The organism is Nocardia huaxiensis (assembly GCF_013744875.1).
GTDB classification, from domain to species: Bacteria; Actinomycetota; Actinomycetes; order Mycobacteriales; family Mycobacteriaceae; genus Nocardia; species Nocardia huaxiensis.
Genome location: NZ_CP059399.1, coordinates 6,843,743 through 6,866,709, shown reverse-complemented (window position 1 = coordinate 6,866,709; position 22,967 = coordinate 6,843,743). Strand labels below are relative to the sequence as shown.

The following is a 22,967-nucleotide window of genomic DNA, read 5'->3' as shown; positions in this document are numbered from 1 at the left end:
CCAGCAAAGTTTTGACGTCATGATCAGCAAAGCGGCGCGAATCACCGTCGCCTGCGGGTCGCTTCGGGTATAACGATGCAAATGTCGCTCAGGTGACGCTGTAGCCTTCTGACTATGACGAACGGCGAATCGACGCGAACCGAGCTGCACGCGTCCGGCACAGTAGGTGTCGCGATGGTGACCCCCTTTACCGCCGAAGGCAAGCTCGATGTCGATGCGGGCGTCGCGCTCGCCGCCAAACTGGTCGACGGTGGCGTCGATCTCCTCGCCATTTCCGGCACCACCGGTGAATCGCCCACCACCACCGAGTCGGAGAAGTTCGACCTGCTGCACGCCGTCGTCGACGCGGTCGGCGACCGTGCCACCGTCATCGCCGGCGCGGGCACCTACGACACCGCGCACAGCATCGAATTGGCCCGCAATGCCCAGCGCGCCGGGGCGCACGGCCTGCTCGTCGTCACCCCGTACTACTCGCGTCCCACCCAGGACGGCATCTTCGCGCACTTCACCGCGATCGCGGATGCCACCGACTTGCCGGTGACGCTCTACGACATTCCGCCGCGCTCGGTGGTGCCCATCGCCTCCGACACGATCCGCCGGCTGGCCGAGCATCCGCGCATCGTCGCGGTCAAGGACGCGAAGGGCGATCTGAACGCCGGCGCCGAGCTGATCGCCGAGACCGGGCTGGCCTTCTACTCCGGTGACGATGTGCTGAACCTGCCGTGGCTGTCCATCGGGGCGACCGGATTCATCAGTGTCATCGGTCATCTCGTGCCGGAGCGGCTGCGCGCCCTCGTCGACGCCTACCGCGCCGGTGAGGTGCAGCGCGCGCGTGAAATCAATGTCTCCATGATCCCGCTCAACCGTGCGATGGCCCGTCTCGGAGGTGTCGCTATGACCAAGGGTGCGCTGCGTTTGCTGGGTGTCGAAACCGGGGAACCCCGTCTGCCCCAACTCATGCCGAGCCAAGATCAACTCGATGAACTCGCGGTGGATCTGCGCGCGGCCGGAGTCCTTGCATGACGGGGCCCGCGGAGGAGAAGCAGGTGACCTCGACTCGTCGCCCGCGCCGTACGGCGTCCCGCGCGGCGGGTGCGCCCGCCCCGGCGGCGGAGACGTCCAAGGCCGTGGCCGAGAAGGTCGCCGCCCCGGCGGAGAAGGCCGCTGCACCGGCCGAATCGGTTGCGGCGCAGGCCGATACGACGTCCACCCGCGGTGGTAAGACTGCCTCGGCGCGGTCGGAGAAGGCCAAGGCCGAGGAGTCCGCGCCCAAGTCCCGGCAGGGTGATCGCAACCGTCGTGGCGGCGGTCGTGGCCGGCAGGGCGGCGGGCGTGGCGATCGCAGCGAGAACACCGCACCGCCGCAGCGCGATCCGCACGCCATGAGCACCCCGCCCAAGGCCCCCAAGGGTGGCCTGCGCGTTTTCGCGCTCGGCGGCATCGGCGAAATCGGCCGCAATATGACCGTTTTCGAATACGGCGGCAAGCTGCTGATCATCGACTGCGGCGTGCTGTTCCCCGAGGACCAGCAGCCCGGCGTCGACCTGATCCTGCCCGACTTCGGTCCCATCGAGGACCGCATGGACGATATCGCCGCGGTCATCCTCACCCACGGGCACGAGGATCACATCGGCGCGGTGCCGTTCCTGCTGCGCCTGCGCCGCGACATTCCGGTCGTGGGCGCGAAGTTCACCCTCGCCCTGGTCGCCGCGAAGTGCCGCGAACATCGCTTGCAGCCCAAGCTGATCGAGGTCATCGAGGGCCAGCGCACCGAGCACGGGCCGTTCGACTGCGAGTACTTCGCGGTCAACCACTCCATCCCGGATGCCATCGCCGTCGCCGTGCGCACGCCCGCGGGTCTCGCGCTGCACACCGGTGACATCAAGCTCGACCAGCTGCCCCTGGACGGCCGTCTCACCGACCTGGCCGGTTTCTCGCGGCTCGGCGACGAGGGCGTGGACCTGTTCCTGGTCGACTCCACCAATGCCGAGGTGCCCGGCTTCGTCACGCCCGAGCGTGAGATCGGCCCGGTGCTCGACAATGTGATCGGCAAGGCCAAGGGCCGGGTCATCGTGGCCTCCTTCGCTTCGCACGTGCACCGCATCCAGCAGGTGGTGGAGGTGGCGCAGCGCTACGACCGCCGCATCTGCTTCGTGGGCCGGTCCATGGTGCGCAATATGCAGATCGCGCAGGATCTCGGCTACCTGAATGTGCCGGACGGCCTGGTGGTCGATCTGGATCAGGCCGCGAACCTGCCGGTGCACAAGCTGGTGCTCATCTCGACCGGTTCGCAGGGTGAGCCGCTGTCGGCGCTCTCGCGCATGGCGCGCGGCGACCATCGCCAGATCAATATCCGCGCCGACGATCTCGTGGTGCTGGCGTCCTCGCTGATTCCGGGCAATGAGAACGCGGTCTTCGCGGTCGTGAACGGCCTGGCGCGCCTCGGCGCGACGGTCGTGACCCAGCAGAACGCGAAAGTCCATGTCTCCGGCCATGCTTCGGCCGGTGAGCTGCTCTACCTGTACAACGCGGTGCGGCCCACCAATGCCATGCCCGTGCACGGCGAATGGCGGCACCTGCGCGCCAATGGCGCGCTCGCGGTGGCCACCGGCGTGCCGGAGGAGCGGGTGGTGCTGGCGGAGAACGGCGTTGTGGTCGATCTGGTGGACGGCATCGCCTCCATCACCGGCCGGGTCCCGGTCGGCCAGGTGTATGTGGACGGCCTCTCGGTCGGCGATGTCGGCGAATCCACCCTCTCCGATCGCCTGGTGCTCGGCGAAGGCGGCTTCATCTCCATCACCGTCGCCGTCGACTCCACCACCGGAAAGGCCATCAGCGCACCGGAACTGCACGGGCGCGGCTTCTCCGACGATCCGGACGCCCTCGACGATGCCCAGGAGCTGGTCGAAGCCGAACTGCGCCGCCTGGCCACCGAAGGCGTCACCGACACCCACCGCATCGCGCAGAGCGTGCGCCGGGTGGTGGGCCGCTGGGTCGCCGAGGTCTACCGCCGCCGCCCGATGATCGTGCCCACGGTCATCGGCGTCTAGCTGCGAAGCTCGAAAAACGAAGCGCCCCAGTAGCTTCCGCTGCTGGGGCGCTTCGTTGTCGTGGAGGACTACACGAGTCCGATCACTCCTGGCAGGCGGCGGAGTCGAGCTTGGCGGACTGCACGATGGTGCAGGCGAAGGCGTGGTCGACCTTCCACTCGTTGCCCTCGGCGACGAAGGCGACGGTGGCGTTCTCGACCGGCTTCCCGGCGATGGTGAGTTTCGCGTCGGCGGTGAGTTTGCCGTCCTTGGGCTGCCCGACGCTGACGATCTCGACGGTGACGTCGTTCTGCTTGGCGGCGTCGACGAGCTTGGTCACCAATTGCGGGTCCTGCCCGGCGTTCTCGACCCATTCGACCTTGGTCTTGGGGTCGATGGAGGCGTCGAACGCCTTGGTGATCTTCTCGTTCAGTTCGGCCACGGTCGGCGTGGCCAGGTTCGGCGCGGCCGTGGTGGACGGCGCCGGGGCGGCGACCTGGCTCTCGCCGTCGGTGCCGCCGTCGAAGGCGGTGGTGCCCGGCGTGGTCGTGTCGTTCGAGCCGCACGCGGTCACGGCGAGCGCCGAGCCGGCCAGCATGAGGGCGGCGGTGACGCGGAACAGGGTGTGCTTCAACGGAATTCTCTCCTGGGATGAGGCGGGATCAGGACTCGTAGCCACTGGTGCAGTTCCAGTGCGTGATGGTGGCGTCACCGTTGTTGCGGTTGAGCGCCTGTTTGCGCGCCGTGCGCAGATTGCTGGCCGCCCCGAAGGTGTAGGTGCCCTTGGCCCGCGAGTACGCGACCGCCCCGCAGCCGTTGGAGAACCGCGCCACCACCTTGCAATCGCTGCGATTGCATTCGCCGATCGCCTGCGAGGCGGCCGAGGCGGCGTCGGGAAAGTCCGACGACCAGCCGATCTTGCCGGCCGACGACGAGAACGCGATGGCCCCGTAATTGGTGGCATAGGCTTGGGCCGGTGTCGCGGTGCCGATGAGCAGTGATCCGGCTGCCGCGAACAATGCGGCGCTGCCGACGAGCTTTTTCAAGGTTGTGTCCTTCCGGTACTTCGGAACCCACCCGTGGACTTCCGAATAGTTTTGCCACCGAGCCAAATTGGCGGTCGCCAATTGGAAATCGATAAGCGTTCAACAGGTTTGCCGGATGCTCCCCACATCTGAAACCGGCTTCACCTTCTGCGGGCGGACTTATCGCCGACCGGATGGTTCACTTAAAGGCCACGTCACGGCCCCTCGAACCGCACCGTGCGCAGCACTGGACGGTCGGGTTAGGGTTTCCTACATGAGCATGGCCCAGAGGGAACGGCAGGCACTGGTGGAGGCGATGGCCGCGATCGGCCCCGACGCGCCCACCCTGTGCGGCGAGTGGACGGTGCGAGATCTCGCGGCGCACCTGATCGTCCGGGAACGCCGCCCCGACGCCGCCCCCGGCATCCTCCTCAAACCGTTCGAGCCCTACCTGAATCGGGTGCAGGACAAGGTGGTCAAGCGCCCCTTCCCGCAGCTGCTCGACGAGGTCCGCAGCGGCCCGCCGTTCTACCTGCGCCCGGTGGACGCCCTCATGAACCTCACCGAAATGTTCGTCCACCACGAGGATGTGCGCCGCGGCAGCCCCGGCTGGGAACCGCGCACGCTGTCCGAGGCCGACGAGGCCCGGCTGTGGAAAGTCCTGACCGGGATGGCCCGCATGGCCTATCGCAAATCACCGGTTACCGTCGCGCTCGCGACGCCGGACGGCCGCCGCACCGTCGCGCACAAGGCCGGTGAGCGCACGGTGGTGCTGGCCGGTCCGCCCTCGGAGCTGCTGCTGCATGCCTTCGGCCGCAACGAGGTCCGGCTCGAGGCCACCGGCGAGCCGGAGGATGTGCGGACGGTCTTCGCGCTCGACCGCAGTGTGTGATGTTCCAGCCATCGGGATGGGCGTCCCATCCCGGTTGGCATCGTGAGCTCGGATCATGAAACGATCACGCGACGAACGGTAGTTTCTGCGCGACGAACGGTAGCTGTCCCGGTCGTCGAATGTCCGTGGCGTGATGAGGTGGTAGGCAATGGCATGGCAACTGGCGGTTCTCGGACCGGTCGAGTTGATGTCGGACGGCGCGCCCACCCCGCCCATGCCGCCCAAACAGCGGGCGGCGCTGGTCATGCTGGCCTTCGCTCGCGGTCGCACGGTGTCGGTGGACGAACTCGCCGAAGGCATCTGGGGTGCGCAACGTCCGTCCTCCGCCGTCGGCGCGCTTCGCAACTACGCCTGGGCGTTGCGCAAACACCTGTCCGTGCGACCGGGTTCGGTGCTGCTGTCCTCCGAGTCGCGCGGCTACCGCCTGGACGGCCCGCTCGAACTGGATGCCGACCGCATCGAAAGCCTGCGCGCCGAAGCCGATCACGCCCGCGCCGGCGGTCACCTCGAGCACGCCGAAGCCTCAGTGCGTGCGGCCTTGCTGCTGTGGCGCGGCGACCCGCTGACCGGTGTACCCGGCCCGTGGGCGGCCGCCGAACGCGCCCGGCTGCGGCGACTGCGCCGCGTCCTGCAGGAGGATCTGGCCGACATCGCCGTGCAGCGCGGCGACTACCAGTCCGCCATCGCCGATCTCGTGGCGCTCATCTCCGGCGATCCGCTCGGCGAACGCCTGCGCGGGCTGCTCATGACCGCCCTCTACCGCGCCGGCCGCCGCACCGAAGCCCTGGAGGAATACCAGCGCATCCGCCGCCTCCTGGTCGCGGAACAGGGCATCGAACCCGGCCCCGCCCTGCTCGAACTGCACCGCCAAATCCTGTCCGACGAGCTGCCACCCGCCGACGCCGACGCCGCGCCCGACCGGACCATCATCCTCAAACCGGCCCAATTGCTCCCGGACACAGCCGATTTCACCGGCCGCCAGGAACTCGTGCGCGACCTCTGCGCGGAGCTCGGCGGTGCGGGCGGCACGGTTTCCTCCGGTGCTTCCGGGGAGGACGGCGTGCGCGCGGGTGCGATCGCCCCGGCCGTGACCTCGGGGATGGGTGTCGTGGGGAGGAAGGCGCTGGTCGCCATTTCCGGGATGGGCGGCGTCGGCAAGACGGCGCTGGCTCTGCATGTGGCACACCGGATTCGGGAGGATTATCCGGACGGGCAGCTGTATGTGGACCTGCACGGTGCGGGCTCCGAACCGGCCCATCCCGGGCAGGTGCTCGGCGCATTTCTGCGTGCTCTCGGGGTGCCGCAGCGTCAGGTTCCGGTGGGCGTGGACGAGCGGGCGGCACTGTTTCGCTCCACGGTGAGCGGTCGCCGGTTGCTGCTGCTGCTCGACAATGCCCGGGACGCAGCGCAAGTCGTGCCATTGCTGCCTGGTGAACCCCGGTGCGCGGTGCTGGTGACCGCGCGGCGGCCGCTCACCGCGCTGCCCGGGGTGCACTCGGCCGCGCTGCGGGTTCTCGAAACCGGGGAGGCGGTGGAACTGTTCTCCCGCATCGTGGGACAGCAGCGGGTGGCCGCCGAACCCGAGGCGACCCGGCGCATTGTCGAACTGTGCGGGCTGCTGCCGATGGCGGTGCGCATCGTGGCCGCCCGCGTCGCGGCGCGGCCACAGTGGACCATCGTCTCCGAGGCCGAGCGGCTCGCCGTGGAACGCCATGACCTGGACCGGTTCCGGGCCGGCGAGCTGGCGCTGACCGCCGCTTTCCGCGCCGGGTACGAACAGCTCGCGCCCGCCGCGGCCCGGACCTTCCGGATGCTGGCCGTCGCGGAATTGCCGGATCTGCCGCTGGCCGCCACCGCCGCCGTGCTCGACACCATCGAATCGGTCGCCGAGGATCTGTGCGAGGAACTGGTGGATCGCGGCATGCTCGAAACCGTCGGCCGCGGGCGCTACCACTACCACGACCTCATGCGCCTGTTCGCGCTCAGCCGCGCCGGCGACGACGGTGATGTGGATGTGACCGCCCGCCTGCTCGACTACTACCTGGCCACCATGAAAACCGTGCTGCGCGTACGGCATCCGGGTCTGCGGCTGCGCCTGGCCCCCACTGGGCATCCCGGCACCCGGCTCGCCGACCTGGACGCCACCCGGGACTTCCTCACGGTGGAGCGCCGAAACCTGGTGGCGCTGTACCGATTGGCCGTCGCGGGCACCGCGCACCACCGCACCCTGGCCGCCGATCTGGCGCTGGCGGTGGGGGAGACCATGCTGGCCAGTGATGCCACCGTCGATATCGAGAAGGCGCTCGAGGAGCTGATCCGCGCCACCGAGGCCGACGGCAACGCCATTGCGACCCAGCGGGCCCGGCTCGCATTGGTTTTCGTGCAGGTCGCCGAATTCAACGATCCGGTGCGCGGCGCCGAACACGTGCGGCGGCTGCTCGCCGACGTCGACCCCGACACCGAACCGTGGGTGGCGGGCACCACCAACGTCTTCGCGGGCATCGTCGATCTCTTCCAGCAGGAACCGGCCAGGGCGAGTGCGCATTTCGCCGATTCCCTGCGCCTGTTCCGCAACGGCTCCAGTCCCGAATGCGTCCGCGTCGCCTATTCCTTCCTCGCACAGGCGTATTCGGCGGCCGGCCGCAACCGCGACTCCCTGGCCGCCGCCGCCCGCGCGGTCGTCGGCGACAGCCATCCCGGCACCCGCCGAAACATCATGTGGGCGTTGACCGAAGCCGCCTGGGTCATGAGCCGCGAAGGCGAGGGCGAACTCGGCTCCCACCTCTTCGACGCCGCCCTGCACGCCGCCCGCCGCGCCGGCAGCACCCGCTTCGAATCGGCCGTCCACGCCCGCGCCGCCCTGGCCCACCTGAACGCCGGGCGTCTGTCCCAGGCCGCCGAACAAGCCGAACGCGCCGAGGCCACCCGCGATTCGGGCCGCATGGGCATCGTCCACACCTACAACCTGCTCGTCCGCTACACGGCCCTGCGAAACCTGGGCCGCAATGTCGACGCCGCCGAGTGCTACCGCGCCGCCTGCACCCAGATACCGGACTTCGACGCCGCCCTTACCCGCTGGACCGCACTCATGGCCTCCCGCCCCGCCCTCGAACTCGAGGCCGCCCGCTGAGCGCTGAGGTTGAAGACGCGATACTTACCTCGTCATCCCCGCGATGTTCACCGCGTCATCCCCGCGTGCCTTTGGCGGGGATCCACCCGGTTGGCGGCACTACCGAGTGTGGTGGATCCCGGCCAAAAGCATGCCGGGATGACGGAGGTGTCGCCTCCGTGGGCGGACGGCAGCGCCGGGTCGGGCGTGTCGAGTGTCCTACGGCACGTTGCTGTGGTCTGATGCTGCTGTCTCGCGGTATTGCCTGCGTATGGTCGGTTTTTCTGGCGCGATGCGCAGTTCGGCAGGGCGGTCGGCGGATCGTGTGATGTGGGTGAGCCGTGTGTTGCGGATGGTCCGCATGGGGCGGTTGCGGCTAGCCTGGGGGCATGGCAGGTAAGTCCCGCGGTACCGCAACCCCACGGTCGCGAGCGGGATCGGCGCGGGGGCAGGCTCCTGCACGGTCCCAGTCGCGCGCTCCGCGCACCCCCGCACGGGGCCGCGGCGCGGCAGCGGGACGGCCAGCGGCTGCCCGGCGCGCACCGGCCCGCAAACGCCCGGCTCCGCGCAGGCAGTCCAATACCGCACCGCTGGCCGTGCTGCGGCGCGGTGTGGTCAGCGGCTGGAACATGCTCGCCAATGGCGTGGGCGCGGCGACGCGGGCGGTGAGCCGGGCCGGGGATATCGACCACGGGCATCGCCGGGACGGAATCGCGCTGGCGCTCATGGGTTTCGCCTTCGTCATCGCGGCCGCGGTGTGGCTGTCGGCCGGTGGCCCGGTCGGGCACTGGGTGGATGTGGCGGTGCGCGCGGTCGCCGGATCCGCGTCGGCGGCACTGCCGTTCGTGGCGATGGGCATCGCCGTCATCCTCATGCGCACCGAACCGCATCCGGAGATCCGGCCGCGCCTGGTCCTCGGCGGCCTGCTGGTCGGCCTGCCGATCCTGGGCCTGTGGCATCTCGCCGCCGGCGCTCCCTCCGACGCGCACGGACGCGCGCACGCCGCAGGCTTCGCGGGCTATGTCGTCGGCGGCCCGCTGCGCGACGGCCTGAGCGCCTGGCTGGCGGTCCCATTGCTTCTGCTGGCCATCGGTTTCGGCATTCTGCTGCTCACCGGCACCACCGTCCGCGAGGTTCCCGAACGCCTGCGCGAGATCTTCGGAACCGGCAGCGGCGGTGACGAATACGAGGACTACAACAGCCAGGGCCTCTACGACCCCGAGGATTACGACGAGGACGGCTTCCCCAAGCACCGTCCCGAGGTGCGCCGCCGCCGCGGCAAATCCCCCTCCGACAACTATCCGGCCGACGAATTCGGCAATCTCGACGCCGTCACCGAGGTCATCGGCGAACCGCCGCTGCAGGACGCCAAGAACATCGCGGCCGAGGAGAAGCCGAAACCCAAGCCGCGCAAGCCCGTCAAGGTCGTCGACCAGACCCCCGAGCCGCCCGCGCCGCAGCAACTGGAGTTCGTCACCGACCGCGAGGTCGACGGCGACTATCAGCTGCCGCCGCTGACCCTGCTCACCGACGGCGATCCGCCCAAGAAGCGCAGTGCCGCCAACGAATCCATGATCGAGGCCATCACCGAGGTCCTGGTGCAGTTCAAAATCGACGCCGCCGTCACGGGTTTCGTGCGCGGCCCGACGGTCACCCGCTACGAGGTGGAGCTCGGCCCGGGCGTCAAGGTCGAGAAGATCACCGCCCTGGCCCGCAATATCGCCTACGCGGTCGCCACCGAGAATGTGCGCCTGCTGGCCCCGATCCCGGGCAAGTCGGCGGTGGGCATCGAAGTGCCCAATGCCGACCGGGAATTGGTGCGCCTGGCCGATGTGCTCAAGGCCCCGTCCACGCGAAACGACCACCACCCGTTGGTGATCGGCCTCGGCAAGAACATCGAGGGCGAGTTCGTGTGCGCGAACCTGGCCAAGATGCCGCACCTGCTGGTCGCCGGTTCCACCGGTTCCGGTAAGTCGAGTTTCGTGAATTCCATGCTGGTTTCGCTGCTGGGCCGCGCCACCCCCGAAGAGGTGCGCATGATCCTCATCGATCCCAAGATGGTGGAACTCACGCCCTACGAAGGCATTCCGCATCTGATCACGCCCATCATCACCCAGCCCAAGAAGGCCGCCGCCGCGCTGGCCTGGCTGGTGGAGGAGATGGAGCAGCGCTATCAGGACATGCAGGCCAACAAGGTTCGCCACATCGACGACTTCAACCGCAAGGTGAAGTCGGGGCAGATCACCGCGCCGCTGGGCAGTGAGCGGGTGTACCGCCCGTACCCGTACATCCTCGCCATCGTCGACGAGCTGGCCGACCTCATGATGACCGCGCCGCGCGATGTGGAGGACGCCATCGTCCGCATCACCCAGAAGGCCCGTGCCGCGGGCATTCATCTGGTGCTGGCGACCCAGCGCCCGTCGGTGGACGTGGTCACCGGTCTGATCAAGACCAATGTGCCGTCCCGATTGGCCTTCGCCACTTCGTCTTTGACGGACTCGCGCGTCATCCTCGATCAGCCGGGCGCGGAGAAGCTCATCGGCATGGGCGACGGCCTGTTCCTGCCCATGGGCGCGAGCAAACCCACCCGTCTGCAGGGCGCGTTCATCTCCGACGAGGAGATCCACGCGGTCGTCGAATTCTCCAAGAACCAGGCCGAACCCGACTATCAGGAGGGTGTCACCTCGGCCAAGGCGGGGGAGAAGAAGGACGTCGACCCCGATATCGGCGACGACCTCGACCTGCTGCTGCAAGCCATCGAACTGGTGGTCACCTCGCAGTTCGGCTCCACCTCCATGCTGCAGCGCAAGCTGCGCGTCGGCTTCGCCAAGGCGGGCCGGCTCATGGACCTCATGGAAACCCGGGGCGTGGTCGGGCCCAGCGAGGGCTCCAAGGCGCGCGACGTGCTCATCAAACCCGATGAGCTGGACGGGCTGCTGTGGACCATCCGGGGCGGCGACGGGCCCGCGGAGTCCGACGGCTCCGACGACTGAGCCGTCAGCGGTCGAGCACCGACACGTAGCCGCTGCCGCTGTTCACATAGACGTCGTGGGTGGCCGGGTCGACCGAGATGCCCTTCGAGGTGGGCACGGTGATCTCGCCGGTGACGCTGCGGGAAACGGTGTCGACCACCTGCACGCCGTTGAAAGGCCCTACCGCGTAGGCGGTTCCGGTCTTCGGGTCGATGGCAACATTGCGCTGCGCCTGATCCATCCGGGCCGACGAGATGTCGAGTTCGATGGTGTGCAGGATGGCGTTGGTGCCGGTGTCGACCAGGGTGATGGTGGTGCCGTCGGTGATGTAGAGGGTGCGGCGTCCGGTGTCGATGGTGATGCGATCGTAGGTATCCCCGTGCGCCTGTAGCGGAATCGTCGCGCGCACCGTGTGCGCGACGGTGTCCACGACCTTGACGGCGCGGTCGGTGCGCGTGGTCACGTAGGCCGTGTGCGTGCTCGAATCGATCGTGACCGCCTCCGCGGGAACCGAACCCAGCGGGATCGTGGCGGTGACGGTTTTCGCGGCGGGGTCGATCACGGTCAGCGAGTAGCGCTGATCGGCCGGTGCCGTATCGTTCTTGTCGACCACGAACAGCGAATGCGTTCCGCTGTCGAACGCGATGGCCGTGGAGTTCTTCCCGGTGGGAATGGTGGCGGTGACCGTGTTCGTGGTCATGTCGAGCACCGAGACCGTGCTCTGATTGCCCACCGCCGACACCGAATTGATCACGTAGGCGGTGCGGGCGGCCGAATCCAGCGCCACCCCGCGCGGATACTCGCCGACGCCCACCGTCGCGGCCACGGTCCTGGATCGGGTGTCGATGACGGTCACGGTGTTGTCGACGCTGTTGACGACGTAGGCCCGCTGCGAGGCCGAATCGATCGCGATATCACCGTCGTTGCCCTTGCCGACCGGGATGGTGGTCACCTCGGCGGCGGTGCTCTGCGTGTCGGAGGACAGCATGTCCAGTGCGACCACGGCGCCGCCGGTCGCGATGACCGCCGCCATCGCCGCCGCCACCAGCGCCTTCCGATTGGGCTGCCGCGCAGCCGATTCCAGCCGCGCCGACGCCGATGGGGGAGCACCGGCGGAGGCCGCTCTCGAGCCCGGGGACGCCGGCCGGGAGGCCGCGGCCCCCGCCCGTGATGCCGACGCCGCCGCAGACCCGGCTCGTGATGCCGCGGATGTCATGGCCGCCGACCACGGTGCCGGAGGCTGGGTGGCGGCGCGTGCGGCCGGAGACCCGTCACCGCCCGCACGTGGAGCCGCGTCTGCGGGTACCTGTGCCGCGAGAGATGCGGCGGGCGTCGAGAGCGCCGGAGATTCCGTCTGCGCCAGGTGCGTCGCGGATTCCGCGCGTGCGGCCCTGCGCGCGGGTGACTCCGCTCGGTGCCGTGCGGAGCCGTTTCCGGCCGAGGCCGGGGCGTCGGTTCGCTCCCCCTGCTGTGCCGCCGAGGATTCCGCACGCGCCGAGGACTCGGCCCAGGCCGCCAGCGCCGCCAGCCCGGTCGGCGTGTCCTGGGCGGCCGGGGCGTGCGTCGCGGGTTTGCCGTTCACGGCAGCCAGTGCGGCCGTGGCGAATTCGGTGCAGTTGGCGAATCGGTCGGCGGGATCCTTGGCCATGGCGCGCAGGACCACCTCGTCCAGCGGCTGGGGGAGGCCGGGGCGCAGGCTGCTCAGCCGGGGCGGCTTCTTCCCGATGTGCCCGGCGACGACCTGGCCGGGGCTCGGCGCGTGGAACGGCGCGGACCCGGACAGCAGGGCGAACAGGGTGCAGGCCAGCGAGTACTGGTCGGTGCGGCCGTCGACCGTCTGACCGTTGAGCTGTTCGGGGGATGCGTAATCCAGTGTGGCGGTGAAGGTTCCGGTGGCCGTCACCGCGGTGCCGGCATTGAGCAGCCGCGCGATGCCGAAGTCGGTGAGGATGGCCCGCTCGGCGCGTCCCGGCTCCGCCGCGGACAGCAGGATATTGGCGGGTTTGATGTCGCGATGCAGGATCTCGCGGCTGTGCGCGTAATCGAGGGCGGCGGCGGTCTCGGAGATGATGCGCAGCGCGCGTTCCACTGTGACGGAACGGCTTTCGAGTCGCGACGCATCGGTGCCGGGGATGTACTGCATGGCGATCCACAGCAGGCCGTCGTGGTTGCCGCAGTCGTGCACGCCCACGATGCCCGGATGATCGAGCCGCGCGGCGATCTCGGACTCCTGCTCGAAGCGTCGCCGCAGATCGGGGTCGGCGGAGATGTGAGAGTGCAGCAGCTTCAACGCGATCGAGCGGGGCAATCGGGGATGCCGTGCCAGGTAGACCGTACCCATTCCGCCGGTTCCCAGCACGCCTTCGATGCTGTATCCCGCGAACGAGTCGCGTGCCACCAGCTGCACCATGGTCCCCCTCTCACAGTCACGCGCCCGCGGCCCGGGACTGTCTGGTACGGGCGACTGTAGTAGGCGCGGTCGCATCGTACAATCTCCGGCATGTGACTCGCGCGTAGTTCAGCAGCGCACCTGCTCCGAATGCTGTTGCCGGTAGCCCGAACTCACGAACCGGAGGCCGCGTCGAGCAGTTGCGCCATGGGGCGGCTGAAGCAGAACGGGTGACCGGCGGGGTCGAACAAGACACGGCAGACGTCCGGATTCGGCTGGTGGTCGGCGATCCGGGCGCCGAGTGCGGCGGCTTGTTCCTGGGCGGCGTCCAGATCGTGCGCCGCGAGGTCGAGGTGAATCTGCTTGGGCGGGGCCTCTTCCGGCCATACGGGCGCTCGATAGCCCGGTACCCGATGGGCGGTCAGATACGTGTGCGACACCTGCACCATCACGAACTTCCCGTTCGAGAGGATGATCTTGCCGCCGAGCAGCTCGGCCCAGAAGGCGGCCAGCGGTTCGGGGTCGTCGCAATCGAGGGTGATGGATCCGAGTCGCGCGATAGCCACGACTCGATCCTAGCCAGCACGCGATTCACGGGGGAATGTTCGGAATGATCTGCGGGACTTGCCGACCCGAGCGCCCACGCCCGGTCGAACGCGTAACCGAAGCGATTGCATAGGTTGTCCCTATCGTCGCAGGTGAGACGTAGCGTGGATACTGCCGGAACCTCGGCGTTCACTTCCAGTGGTGGGATCAGGCTCATGTTCGGTCGGTCCGGACGGTGGTGGCTCGGCACCGTTCTGCATCAGGTTTCCCGTTCGCCGGGAACCAGTGCCGCCGTGCTGTTCCTGGTGCTCGACGACGGCACCGAGGTCATCACCTTCCCCCGGCTCAATTGGGCGGTGGTCGCGATAGTTCTGCTCGCGATCCTCGGGGCGGGCGTCGCCCTGATGATCCTGATCAGCGCCGCCGATTTCGACGATGCCCCGACGCCCGGCCCGGCCCCGCCCGCGACCTGTGACATGTTCTGTCCCGCCCCGTGAATCGCGGGCGGCGCCTCACCGCGGTATAGGGACCGATCAGTACGATCTTGCTGATGATCGGGATTCTCACCGGCACGATGATCGTCATCGCGGTGTGGTCGCTGATGTCGAAGCAGCTGTCGCGGCACTGGATTCCCGCGCCGCTGGTGATGATCGTGCTCGGCATGCTGTGCGGCTGGATCAGCGACGACGCGCTGGTCGCCGCACTCGGCACGAAGGGCGCCCAGCAGGCTGCCGAACTGGTGCTGGCGCTGTTCCTGTTCGTCGACGCGGTCGAGATCCGGCGCGGCATCCTCGGGCCGATGCCGGGCATCGTGGCCCGGCTGCTGCTCATCGCCCTGCCGCTGAGCCTGCTCGCCGCCTGGGGCCTGGGCGCAGCGCTGCTGCCCGGTCTGTCCTGGCCGGTGCTGCTCATGATCGCGGCGCTGGCCATTCCGACCGATCTGGTGCCGGTCTCCACCCTGGTGCGCGACCGCCGCTTCCCGGTACGCGTCCGTCAGGTGCTCAATGCCGAAAGCGGCTACAACGACGGCTTCGTCGCCCCCGTCTTCGTATTCGCCGTGCACGCGGCACACTCGAGCGCCGGCGACGCCCCGCCACTCGACGCGCTCGGCCAATTCCTTCCGGCCCTGGCCATTTCGGCGCTCATCGGCATCCCGCTCGGCGCGGCCGCCGGCTACCTGATGCTGCGCGCCTGGACGCACGACTGGACCGGCGAGCGCGCCGTCCGCCTCGGCATCCTCACCATCCCCGTCATCGCCTACGCGCTCGCGACGACTTTCGGCGGCAACGCCTTCGTGGCGGCCTTCATCGCCGGCATCACCTTCCACATGACCCGGGGCCGACTCCCGCGCCGATCCCTGGAACTGGCCGAGGAAGTCGGCGAATTCTTCGCCCTCGTCCTGTGGTTCATGGTCGGCAATGTCGCCGTCGGCATCGTCGCCCCGAACTGGCGCGTCCTCCTCTACGCCCTGCTGGCCCTGACCGTGATCCGCCTTGTCCCGGTAGCGATTTCGATGCTCGGCTCCTCCTTCGGCCGCGTGGACCGGGCACTGCTCGGCTGGCTGGGTCCACGCGGCGTGGCGACGATCGTCTTCGCCCTGCTCGCCTACAACGACCTGCACGGCGACAGCGACGGCGAACTCGTCCTGTCCATCGCCGTCGTCGTGGTGGTGGGCAGTGTCGCCCTGCACGGCCTGGCGACCCCGTGGATCGCCCACCGGCTCGCCGAACCCGCGTCCGCGCGGCCCGGTTAGGCCGACGCGTCTCTGGTGCGGTGCAATTGTGCGCGAGCCCGCGCGAGGGCGGCCTGGGCCGCCTGCAGGCGGAGCTGGGCCTGGTGCGAGCGTTCCTGGGCAGACAGGACATCCTGTTCCATCTGCTGGAGTCGCGCGCGCAGATGGGCCGCGATCACCTGCGTTTCGGCGGCCGAGGAGGCGAGCATGCGCGCCGTCGCCGAAATCGGCCGGCGCGAGCGGGCGGGCTCATCGGAGGGGGTTGTCGTGTCCATGTGGAATCACCCGAGGCTGTCGATCCGGGGGCTGCTCACTGAACCCGCTACAACGATAACCCCGGTGCGGCGGCGATCAAGCGGCTCAACTGCTCCGGCGGGTGCGGTCCCGCGAGCAGCGTTTCGACCTGATCCTGGAGTGGAATCGTCACGGCACCAGCCTCGCATGCGGCGGTGATGCCGCACGCGGGCCGGTGCTCGGCGCGTTATGCGTTGAGCGCGCTGAGGATGGCCGGACGGGCCTTCCACAGCTCGGCCTCCCAGTATCGCCAGGTGTGGATGCCGGTCGCGGGGAAGTCGAAGGTGGCGCCGATGCCCAGCGAGTTCAGCCGCACCTGGAAGGATCTGGTGTTGGCCAGGGTGACCGCCTCGATGCCCATGCTCACCGCGGTGTCGAAGACCTCGCCGACGCCATTGGGCCGGTGTTCGGGTCCGGGCAGGGCGCTGCCGGCGGAGATGAACATGGGCAGGCCCTTGAGCTGCTGGGCGAACACGAACGGGTCCATGCGCAGCCACGCCGGGCTCCACGGAGCCGCCATGGCATCGATATTGAATGCGCCCCAACGCAATACGGCGACACGAATGGCCTCACGCATGCCGGGCGCGGACAGGTTCAACGCGCCCGAGAACGATCCGGCGAACTTGAACTGATCGCGATGATAGGCCGCCAGCATGAGCGCGGCGCTACCGCTCATGGACAATCCGACGACACCATTGTTGGTGCGCGAAACACCGTACCCGGCAAGGAAATCGGGTAATTCCTTGGTCAGGAAGGTCTCCCATTTGTAGGTGTACTTCTGGCCGTTGGTATTGCTCGCCGACGCCCAGTCGGCATACCAGCTCGACTGCCCGCCCACCGGCATCACCAGGGTGACATCGTCCTCGCCGAATTGCTGCAGCGCATTCGTCTCGAATGTCCACGCGCTCTTGTCATCTCGCGCCGCCATGCCGTCGAGCAGGTAGAGCGCGGCGCTGCCGCCGCGCTTGGCCCACTGCACCTGCACCTTGATCGGCCCCATGCTCGACGGGACCATCAGCTCCTCGAAACCGACTGCGGGAGAACGGTGTACAGGGCCGAAAGCCGGTGCCGCCAGCGCCGGATTCGGCGCCGCCACCGCGGCGGCCAGTGGAATGCTCAACAGGGCGGCCCCTGCTGTCAGAAGCCTTGCGCCCAAACGCATCAGGATTTCCCCTCCTGCTCCGCGCCGTGTTCCGACGCGGACTCACCGGTACCAACCCCCGACCAGTCGATGCGACTCTAGCGCAACTCGGTCATCGGCGTGTGGTTGGATGAATCGAAAGGATCGAGGTTCATGTCACTGGAAGAAGTACGTCGCGAAATCGACGACATCGATGCCCGCATCGTCGAACTGCTCGGCGCGCGACAGCAATTGGTGATGCGCGCGGCGACGTTCAAACGCAATGAAGCCGAAGTGCGCGCGCCCGATCGCCGCGCGCGGATGATGGTGCGACTGCGCGAACTGGCAGTCCGGCACGGAGTGGATCCGGACCTCGTCGAGCGGGTGTACAACACGATGATCGACGGTTTCATCGAGCTCGAGCAGCGCCGGCACCGCGCGCTCACCGATCAATCCGCCGGCTGACTCCCGAAACGACACTCGGGCCGGTCCCGAAGGACCGGCCCGAGTGCACTTCATCGGCTCAGGCCAGATCGAAGCGGTCGTTGTCGACGACCTTGACCCACGCGGCCACGAAGTCGTTCACGAACTTCGCCTGCGCGTCCTGCTGGGCGTACACCTCGGCCACGGCGCGCAGCACCGAGTGCGAACCGAAGACGAGATCATTGGCGGTGGCCGTCCACTTGCGTTCGCCGGTGGCGCGGTCGATGCCCTCGTAGACGTTCTCCGCAGACCCCGACGGCTTCCACTCGGTCTTCATATCGAGCAGGTTGACGAAGAAGTCGGTGGTCAAAGTGCCGGGGCGGTCGGTGAATACGCCGTGCTCGCTGCCGTTGTAGTTCGCGCCGAGCACGCGCAGTCCGCCGACCAGGACGGTCAGTTCGGGGGCCGTCACATCGAGCATGTACGCGCGGTCGAGCAGCAGCCGCTCCAACGGCGCCTTCTCCCCGGAGCGCGCGTAGTTGCGGAAGCCGTCGGCGCGCGGTTCGAGCACCGCGAAGGACTCCACATCGGTGGTTTCCTGCGTGGCGTCGGTGCGCCCGGGGTGGAACGGCACCGTGACGGTCTGGCCCGCGTCCTTGGCGGCCTTCTCGATCGCGGCCGAACCGGCCAGGATGATCAGGTCCGCCAGCGACACCTGCTTGCCGCCGGCATTGAAGTCCTGGCGGATCTGCTCGAGCACCGGTAGCACCTTGGCCAGTTCGGCGGGTTCGTTGACCTCCCAGGACTTCTGGGGTTCGAGCCGCAGACGCGCACCGTTCGCGCCGCCGCGCTTGTCGGTGCTGCGGAAGCTGGCCGCCGACGCCCACGCGGTCTTGACCAGCTGCGCCACCGACAGCCCGGATTCGAGCACCTTGGCCTTGAGCGCCGCGATGTCCTGCTCACCGATCAACTCGTGGTCGACGGCCGGCACCGGGTCCTGCCACAGCTGCGGTTCGGGCACCCACGGGCCGAGGTAGCGGCTGATCGGTCCCATATCGCGGTGCAGCAGCTTGTACCACGCCTTGGCGAACGCCTCGGCCAGCTCTTCGGGATGCTCGAGCCAGCGGCTGGTGATCTCCCGGTAGATGGGATCCTCACGCAGCGACAGGTCGGTGGTCAGCATGGTGGGCTTGCGCGCGGGCCCGCCGAACGGGTCCGGGATGGTGTTCTCGCTGTCCTTGGCCACCCACTGCCAGGCGCCCGCCGGGCTCTTGGTCAGCTCGTACTCGTAGCCGTAGAGGTTCTGCAGAAAACCGTTGCCCCACTTGGTCGGAGTGGTCGTCCACACCACTTCCAGGCCACTGGTGATGGAGTCCCCGGCCTTGCCGCTGCCGAAGGCGCTCTTCCAGCCCAGCCCCTGCTGTTCGATCGGGGCGGCCTCGGGTTCGGGACCGACGAGGGTGGCATCGCCCGCGCCGTGGGTCTTGCCGAAGCTGTGCCCGCCGACGATCAGCGCCGCGGTCTCCTCGTCGTTCATGGCCATGCGGCCGAACGTCTCCCGGATGTCACGGGCGGCGGCGACCGGATCCGGCTGCCCGTTGGGGCCTTCCGGGTTCACGTAGATCAGGCCCATCTGCACCGCGCCGAGCGGGTTGGACAGGTCGCGGTCACCGCTGTAGCGCTCGTCGCCGAGCCAGGTGTCCTCCGGACCCCAGTAGATCTCCTCCGGCTCCCAGATGTCGGGCCGGCCGAAGCCGAATCCGAAGGTCTTGAACCCCATGGATTCCAGCGCGACATTGCCCGCGAACACCAGCAGGTCGGCCCAGGACAGTTTGCTGCCGTACTTCTGCTTCACCGGCCACAGCAGCCGCCGCGCCTTGTCCAGGTTCGCGTTGTCGGGCCAGCTGTTGAGCGGCGCGAACCGCTGCGCGCCCTGCCCGCCGCCACCGCGGCCGTCGGAGATGCGGTAGGTGCCGGCCGCGTGCCAGCTCATGCGGATGAACAGGCCGCCGTAGTTGCCGTAGTCGGCGGGCCACCAGTCCTGCGAATCGGTCAGCACCGCGGCCACATCGGCCTTGAGCGCCTCGACGTCGAGCTTCGCGAATTCCTTGGCGTAATCGAAATCCGCGCCCAGCGGATTGGCCTTCGACGAGTGTGCGTGCAGCACCGACACGTCGATCTGCTCCGGCCACCAATCCTTGTTGGTGTTGGGCCGATGCGCCTTGGGGGTGGGGGAGGGGATCGCCGGGTTCTCGCTCTCGCTGTGAGTGCTGTCGGAGGTCACGATTTTCCTTCCTGATTGAGGATGTGGGCTGCGATCAGGGACGTTGTGGTGCCGCACAGTCGGGGCAGAGCCCCCAGTAGATGACCTCGGCTTCATCGATGGCGAAGCCGTGATCCTGCGACGCGGTCAGGCAGGGCGCCGCGCCCACCGCGCAATCGACATCGGCGATCGACCCGCACTGCCGGCAGACGACGTGATGATGGTTGTCGCCGACGCGAGTCTCGTACCGCGCCACCGACCCGGACGGCTGAATGCACCGCAGCAGCCCCGCCCCGGTCAATGTGCGCAAAGAGTCGTACACCGCCTGATGCGACACCGTGTCGAGCTCGGCGCGCACCGCCTGAATGATCGAATCGGTATCGGCGTGCGGATGGGCGTGCACCGCGTTCAGCACCGCCACGCGCGGAGCGGTCACGCGCAGCGAAACTCCCCGCAGCATCTGCTGGAATTCCGTGGCCGTGGGCACGCCCTGCAGTCTTACCCCTTTTCTGGAACGAGTCAAGCATTTCTCGGTCCATGCGCCCGCATCGAAATGGCTGTGCGCCAAGGCGTTACCGCGCTGTCCGCCGTCGCGCCGCTCGCTCCGCCCGGGGCGGTAATTGACCTCGGTCGATTCCTGGACTTGTATCGGAGGCCGGAATCGAGATGGAGGAGAAACATGCCCGGAGTAACCGATCGGGTCGTTGTCGTCACCGGTGCGGGCGGCGGCCTGGGCCGCGAGTACGCCAAATTGCTGGCGAGCGAGGGTGCGCTGGTCGTGGTGAACGACCTCGGTGGGGCGCGCGACGGCTCGGGTGCGGGAACCGCCATGGCCGATGCCGTGGTGGCGGAGATTCGCGCGGCGGGCGGCACGGCTGTGGCCAATTACGACAGCGTTGCCACCGAGGAGGGGGCGCAGGCGCTGATCAAGACCGCCCTGGACAATTTCGGCGCGGTGCACGGCGTGGTCAACAATGCGGGCATCCTGCGCGACACCTCCTTTCACAAGATGACCACCGAGCAGTGGAATGCCGTGCAGCAGGTGCATCTGTCGGGCGGCTATCACGTCACCCGCGCCGCCTGGCCGCATTTCCGGGAGCAGGGCTTCGGTCGCGTGGTGGTAGCCACCTCCACCTCGGGCCTGTACGGCAACTTCGGTCAGGCCAACTACGGCGCGGCGAAACTGGGTCTGGTCGGGCTGATCAACACCCTCGCCATCGAGGGCCGCAAGTACGACATCACCGCGAATGCCGTTGCGCCCCTTGCCTCCACCCGCATGACCGCCGACATCGCCCCGGCCGAGGTGCTCGAGCAGCTCGACCCCGCGCACGTGGCCCCCGTGGTCGGCTACCTGGTCAGCGAGGAATGTGCCGACACCGCAACGGTTCTCGTCGTCGGCGGAGGCTCGGTGCAGCGCGTCCAGCTCTTCGCCAACAAGCCGGTCCTGTTCGCCCAGCCGCCCACCATCGACGAGGTCGCCGCCAACTGGGATCGCATCACCGACATGTCCGGCGCCGAGCCCGGCCGCAACCCCCTCGGCTGAGGTTCGCGCGGCGGCTTTTTGTCGGTGGGTCGCCGTAGTGTTGCGGTCATGAGCATTTCGATGTACCGGCGTGCGGGACCGGATGAATTCAGTTGCGCGGCTGGTGGTTCGGATAGCACTGTGTTGGGCGTCAGTGATTCACGGGTAGGGCCATGGGGAGTGGCCCTCCGGGGGGAAGGAATGAATGCCATGAACTGCAACAGGATTCGTGGGGACCATCGCGGTCCCAGGTTCGCCAAGAGCAGCTTCAGCTACGGCGGCGGCGATTGTGTCGAGGTCGCTTTCCACGAAGGCCAGATCGCGGTGCGTGATTCCAAGGATCGGCACAGCCCGACGCTGTGGTTCACGAAATCCGAGTGGCGCGCGTTCACCTCGGGTGTGCGGGCCGGCGAATTCGACTTCGCCGACTGACGGGCAGGTGGTGTCGCAGCGAATTCGCTGCGACACCACCACCCCGGATGCGGCCGACCCCTCGTGCGGCCGCTGGAAAATGGTCAATGGGTTGCGATGCGGTGGATTTCATCGCGGAGCCCGGCGAGGAATGCACGGGCGTCGGTGTCGAAGAGGGCCATTCGGGTCAAGGCCGCCCAGCGGCGGCGATGGGCGTCGACCAGGTCGGGGCCGCGGGTGACCATGCTGCCCGGGATCGGTTCCGCCGACGCGAGCGCGTGGTCTTCGTTCTCGTAGATGACGAAACCGTGCGGGATCGTGGTGGTCGCCTCGATATCCTGCGGAATCACCCCGATGGTGACCGATTCGAGGGTCTCGATCGAAATGATCCGATCCAATTGGGCGAGCAGCAGACGATGCGGGCCGGGCCGGAACCGCAGGGCCGCTTCGGTCATCAGGAATTCGAACTTCTTCGCGGGGTCGTACAGCACCCGTTGGCGCTCGAGGCGTGCGGCGAGCGCGGCCGTCAGAGCGTCGGGCGTATAGGGCGGATCGAAGGTGGCGAATACGCGGCGGGCGTAATCGGCGGTCTGTAGCAGTCCCGGCACCAGCGCGGGCTGGAAGTTCCGCACCACCGCCGCGTCTTCCTCGAATGCCCGGACATCGTCCTGTAGATGCGGGCGGTCCGCGAGCGAGGCCGCCCAGTCCTGCACCTCGGGCGTGTGCGCCGCCTCGGTGAGCGTGCGTAGCAACTGCTGAGAATCAGGTTCCGCCCCAACCGCTTTGGCCCAGTCCAGCACCTGCGGTAGCGGCGGAACCGCGTGTCCGGCCTCGATCCGCGACAGCGTCGACTGGCTGATGCCGACCAGCTTGGCCAGCTCCCGCCCGGAGATTCCGGCGACACCCCGCAGCCGCCGCAGCTCCGCGGCCAGTTGCTGGCGCGGGTGCGACTGGGGCGCAACCGCATTCGCGACGGCTGCTGCCGTCGGATGCGCGCCCTCTTCGGGGTGATTCATTGGAACCATGATGATTCAGATCGAATCACGGTGATTCATCCACGTCAAGCCGAAGCCCGTCACGCCCTGAATCAAGCCGTGGATTCGCGGACCCGGCAGCCGTCCGGCTACCCCGCGCGTGATCGAAAGTTGGTGTGCCCGGGAGGGATCGAACCTCCGGCCTCCCGCTTCGTAGACGGGTGCTCTGTCCGGCTGAGCTACGGGCACTCGGCCCCGCGCCGATG

19 protein-coding genes and 1 tRNA gene are annotated in these 22,967 nt (G+C 68.3%); 10 read left to right on the top strand and 10 right to left on the bottom strand.

Features of this window, described 5'->3' with window-relative positions; all coding sequences use genetic code 11:
* Positions 1-114: 114 nt before the first annotated feature.
* Positions 115-1,023 (top strand): 4-hydroxy-tetrahydrodipicolinate synthase, encoded by a 909-nt coding sequence (gene dapA, locus H0264_RS31225; protein WP_181580870.1) that lies wholly within the window; start codon positions 115-117, stop codon positions 1,021-1,023.
* On the top strand, positions 1,020-3,050 hold the full coding sequence (locus H0264_RS31220; RefSeq protein WP_276313976.1) for a ribonuclease J: 2,031 nt from the start codon (positions 1,020-1,022) through the stop codon (positions 3,048-3,050). The genes dapA and H0264_RS31220 overlap by 4 nt, the downstream gene beginning before the upstream one ends.
* Positions 3,051-3,132: 82 nt before the next feature.
* Here H0264_RS31220 and H0264_RS31215 read toward each other — a convergent pair whose 3' ends face one another.
* Both H0264_RS31215 and H0264_RS31210 read right to left on the bottom strand, forming a co-directional pair.
* Positions 3,133-3,663 carry a WKL family lipoprotein gene (locus H0264_RS31215; RefSeq protein ID WP_181580869.1) on the bottom strand — a complete coding sequence of 177 codons (531 nt, stop codon included), beginning with the start codon at positions 3,661-3,663 and terminating at the stop codon, positions 3,133-3,135.
* A 28-nt stretch (positions 3,664-3,691) separates the two neighbouring features.
* Entirely contained in the window at positions 3,692-4,075 is a 384-nt protein-coding gene (locus H0264_RS31210; RefSeq protein ID WP_181580868.1) for a DUF4189 domain-containing protein, read from the bottom strand.
* A gap of 253 nt (positions 4,076-4,328) precedes the next feature.
* Between H0264_RS31210 and H0264_RS31205 the strand changes: the two genes are divergently transcribed.
* The 3 genes from H0264_RS31205 (at position 4,329) to H0264_RS31195 (ending at position 11,048) form a co-directional block, all read left to right on the top strand.
* Positions 4,329-4,946, top strand: a complete 618-nt coding sequence (locus tag H0264_RS31205) for a TIGR03085 family metal-binding protein (RefSeq protein ID WP_181580867.1) — start codon at positions 4,329-4,331, stop codon at positions 4,944-4,946.
* A gap of 148 nt (positions 4,947-5,094) precedes the next feature.
* The gene (locus H0264_RS31200) at positions 5,095-8,076 is read left to right on the top strand and encodes an AfsR/SARP family transcriptional regulator (protein ID WP_181580866.1); all 2,982 of its coding nucleotides are present in this window, start codon (positions 5,095-5,097) and stop codon (positions 8,074-8,076) included.
* 368 nt (positions 8,077-8,444) lie between these two features.
* Positions 8,445-11,048, top strand: a complete 2,604-nt coding sequence (locus H0264_RS31195; protein WP_181580865.1) for a DNA translocase FtsK — start codon at positions 8,445-8,447, stop codon at positions 11,046-11,048.
* 4 nt (positions 11,049-11,052) lie between these two features.
* Here the strand turns inward: H0264_RS31195 and H0264_RS31190 are convergent, their stop codons facing one another.
* Together H0264_RS31190 and H0264_RS31185 are read right to left on the bottom strand one after the other, a co-directional pair.
* Positions 11,053-13,437: a protein kinase domain-containing protein gene (locus H0264_RS31190; RefSeq protein WP_181580864.1), complete on the bottom strand. Its 2,385-nt coding sequence runs from the start codon at positions 13,435-13,437 to the stop codon at positions 11,053-11,055.
* 152 nt (positions 13,438-13,589) lie between these two features.
* The gene (locus tag H0264_RS31185; RefSeq protein ID WP_181580863.1) at positions 13,590-13,982 is read right to left on the bottom strand and encodes a VOC family protein; all 393 of its coding nucleotides are present in this window, start codon (positions 13,980-13,982) and stop codon (positions 13,590-13,592) included.
* Positions 13,983-14,177: 195 nt separating this feature from the next.
* Between H0264_RS31185 and H0264_RS31180 the strand changes: the two genes are divergently transcribed.
* Positions 14,178-14,459, top strand: coding sequence for a DUF3104 domain-containing protein (locus tag H0264_RS31180; RefSeq protein ID WP_181580862.1), 282 nt, complete (start codon positions 14,178-14,180; stop codon positions 14,457-14,459).
* 53 nt (positions 14,460-14,512) lie between these two features.
* Positions 14,513-15,715, top strand: coding sequence for a cation:proton antiporter (locus H0264_RS31175; RefSeq protein WP_181580861.1), 1,203 nt, complete (start codon positions 14,513-14,515; stop codon positions 15,713-15,715).
* Here H0264_RS31175 and H0264_RS31170 read toward each other — a convergent pair.
* On the bottom strand, positions 15,712-15,969 hold the full coding sequence (locus H0264_RS31170) for a hypothetical protein (protein WP_181580860.1): 258 nt from the start codon (positions 15,967-15,969) through the stop codon (positions 15,712-15,714). The genes H0264_RS31175 and H0264_RS31170 overlap by 4 nt on opposite strands.
* 206 nt (positions 15,970-16,175) lie before the next feature.
* Positions 16,176-17,150, bottom strand: coding sequence for an alpha/beta hydrolase (locus tag H0264_RS31165; protein ID WP_181580859.1), 975 nt, complete (start codon positions 17,148-17,150; stop codon positions 16,176-16,178).
* Between the two features lie 132 nt (positions 17,151-17,282).
* On the opposite strand from H0264_RS31165, the gene H0264_RS31160 reads away from it, so the two are divergent.
* Complete coding sequence (locus H0264_RS31160) at positions 17,283-17,573, top strand: chorismate mutase (RefSeq protein WP_181580858.1); 291 nt, start codon at positions 17,283-17,285, stop codon at positions 17,571-17,573.
* A 58-nt stretch (positions 17,574-17,631) separates the two neighbouring features.
* Here H0264_RS31160 and katG read toward each other — a convergent pair whose 3' ends face one another.
* Positions 17,632-19,815, bottom strand: a complete 2,184-nt coding sequence (gene katG / locus H0264_RS31155) for a catalase/peroxidase HPI (RefSeq protein ID WP_244976001.1) — start codon at positions 19,813-19,815, stop codon at positions 17,632-17,634.
* Between the two features lie 34 nt (positions 19,816-19,849).
* Positions 19,850-20,254, bottom strand: a complete 405-nt coding sequence (locus tag H0264_RS31150; RefSeq protein WP_420832122.1) for a Fur family transcriptional regulator — start codon at positions 20,252-20,254, stop codon at positions 19,850-19,852.
* A gap of 219 nt (positions 20,255-20,473) precedes the next feature.
* Here H0264_RS31150 and H0264_RS31145 point away from each other — a divergent pair, with 219 nt between their 5' ends.
* Together H0264_RS31145 and H0264_RS31140 are read left to right on the top strand one after the other, a co-directional pair.
* Positions 20,474-21,337: an SDR family NAD(P)-dependent oxidoreductase gene (locus tag H0264_RS31145; RefSeq protein WP_181580855.1), complete on the top strand. Its 864-nt coding sequence runs from the start codon at positions 20,474-20,476 to the stop codon at positions 21,335-21,337.
* 189 nt (positions 21,338-21,526) lie between these two features.
* On the top strand, positions 21,527-21,748 hold the full coding sequence (locus tag H0264_RS31140; RefSeq protein ID WP_181580854.1) for a DUF397 domain-containing protein: 222 nt from the start codon (positions 21,527-21,529) through the stop codon (positions 21,746-21,748).
* Between the two features lie 83 nt (positions 21,749-21,831).
* On the opposite strand, the gene H0264_RS31135 is transcribed toward H0264_RS31140, so the two are convergent.
* Together H0264_RS31135 and H0264_RS31130 are read right to left on the bottom strand one after the other, a co-directional pair.
* Positions 21,832-22,743 (bottom strand): helix-turn-helix domain-containing protein, encoded by a 912-nt coding sequence (locus H0264_RS31135; protein ID WP_181580853.1) that lies wholly within the window; start codon positions 22,741-22,743, stop codon positions 21,832-21,834.
* A gap of 130 nt (positions 22,744-22,873) precedes the next feature.
* Positions 22,874-22,950, bottom strand: a tRNA-Arg gene (locus tag H0264_RS31130).
* Between the last annotated feature and the right edge of the window lie 17 nt (positions 22,951-22,967).

Coding starts and splice junctions, on each gene's coding strand:
- dapA (WP_181580870.1), top strand. CDS start 115: ATGACGAACGGCGAATCGACGCGAACCGAGCTGCACGCGTCCGGCACA.
- H0264_RS31220 (WP_276313976.1), top strand. CDS start 1,020: ATGACGGGGCCCGCGGAGGAGAAGCAGGTGACCTCGACTCGTCGCCCG.
- H0264_RS31205 (WP_181580867.1), top strand. CDS start 4,329: ATGAGCATGGCCCAGAGGGAACGGCAGGCACTGGTGGAGGCGATGGCC.
- H0264_RS31200 (WP_181580866.1), top strand. CDS start 5,095: ATGGCATGGCAACTGGCGGTTCTCGGACCGGTCGAGTTGATGTCGGAC.
- H0264_RS31195 (WP_181580865.1), top strand. CDS start 8,445: ATGGCAGGTAAGTCCCGCGGTACCGCAACCCCACGGTCGCGAGCGGGA.
- H0264_RS31190 (WP_181580864.1), bottom strand. CDS start 13,437: ATGGTGCAGCTGGTGGCACGCGACTCGTTCGCGGGATACAGCATCGAA.
- H0264_RS31180 (WP_181580862.1), top strand. CDS start 14,178: ATGTTCGGTCGGTCCGGACGGTGGTGGCTCGGCACCGTTCTGCATCAG.
- H0264_RS31175 (WP_181580861.1), top strand. CDS start 14,513: ATGATCGGGATTCTCACCGGCACGATGATCGTCATCGCGGTGTGGTCG.
- H0264_RS31170 (WP_181580860.1), bottom strand. CDS start 15,969: ATGGACACGACAACCCCCTCCGATGAGCCCGCCCGCTCGCGCCGGCCG.
- H0264_RS31165 (WP_181580859.1), bottom strand. CDS start 17,150: ATGCGTTTGGGCGCAAGGCTTCTGACAGCAGGGGCCGCCCTGTTGAGC.
- H0264_RS31160 (WP_181580858.1), top strand. CDS start 17,283: ATGTCACTGGAAGAAGTACGTCGCGAAATCGACGACATCGATGCCCGC.
- H0264_RS31150 (WP_420832122.1), bottom strand. CDS start 20,254: ATGCTGCGGGGAGTTTCGCTGCGCGTGACCGCTCCGCGCGTGGCGGTG.
- H0264_RS31145 (WP_181580855.1), top strand. CDS start 20,474: ATGCCCGGAGTAACCGATCGGGTCGTTGTCGTCACCGGTGCGGGCGGC.
- H0264_RS31140 (WP_181580854.1), top strand. CDS start 21,527: ATGAACTGCAACAGGATTCGTGGGGACCATCGCGGTCCCAGGTTCGCC.
- H0264_RS31135 (WP_181580853.1), bottom strand. CDS start 22,743: ATGAATCACCCCGAAGAGGGCGCGCATCCGACGGCAGCAGCCGTCGCG.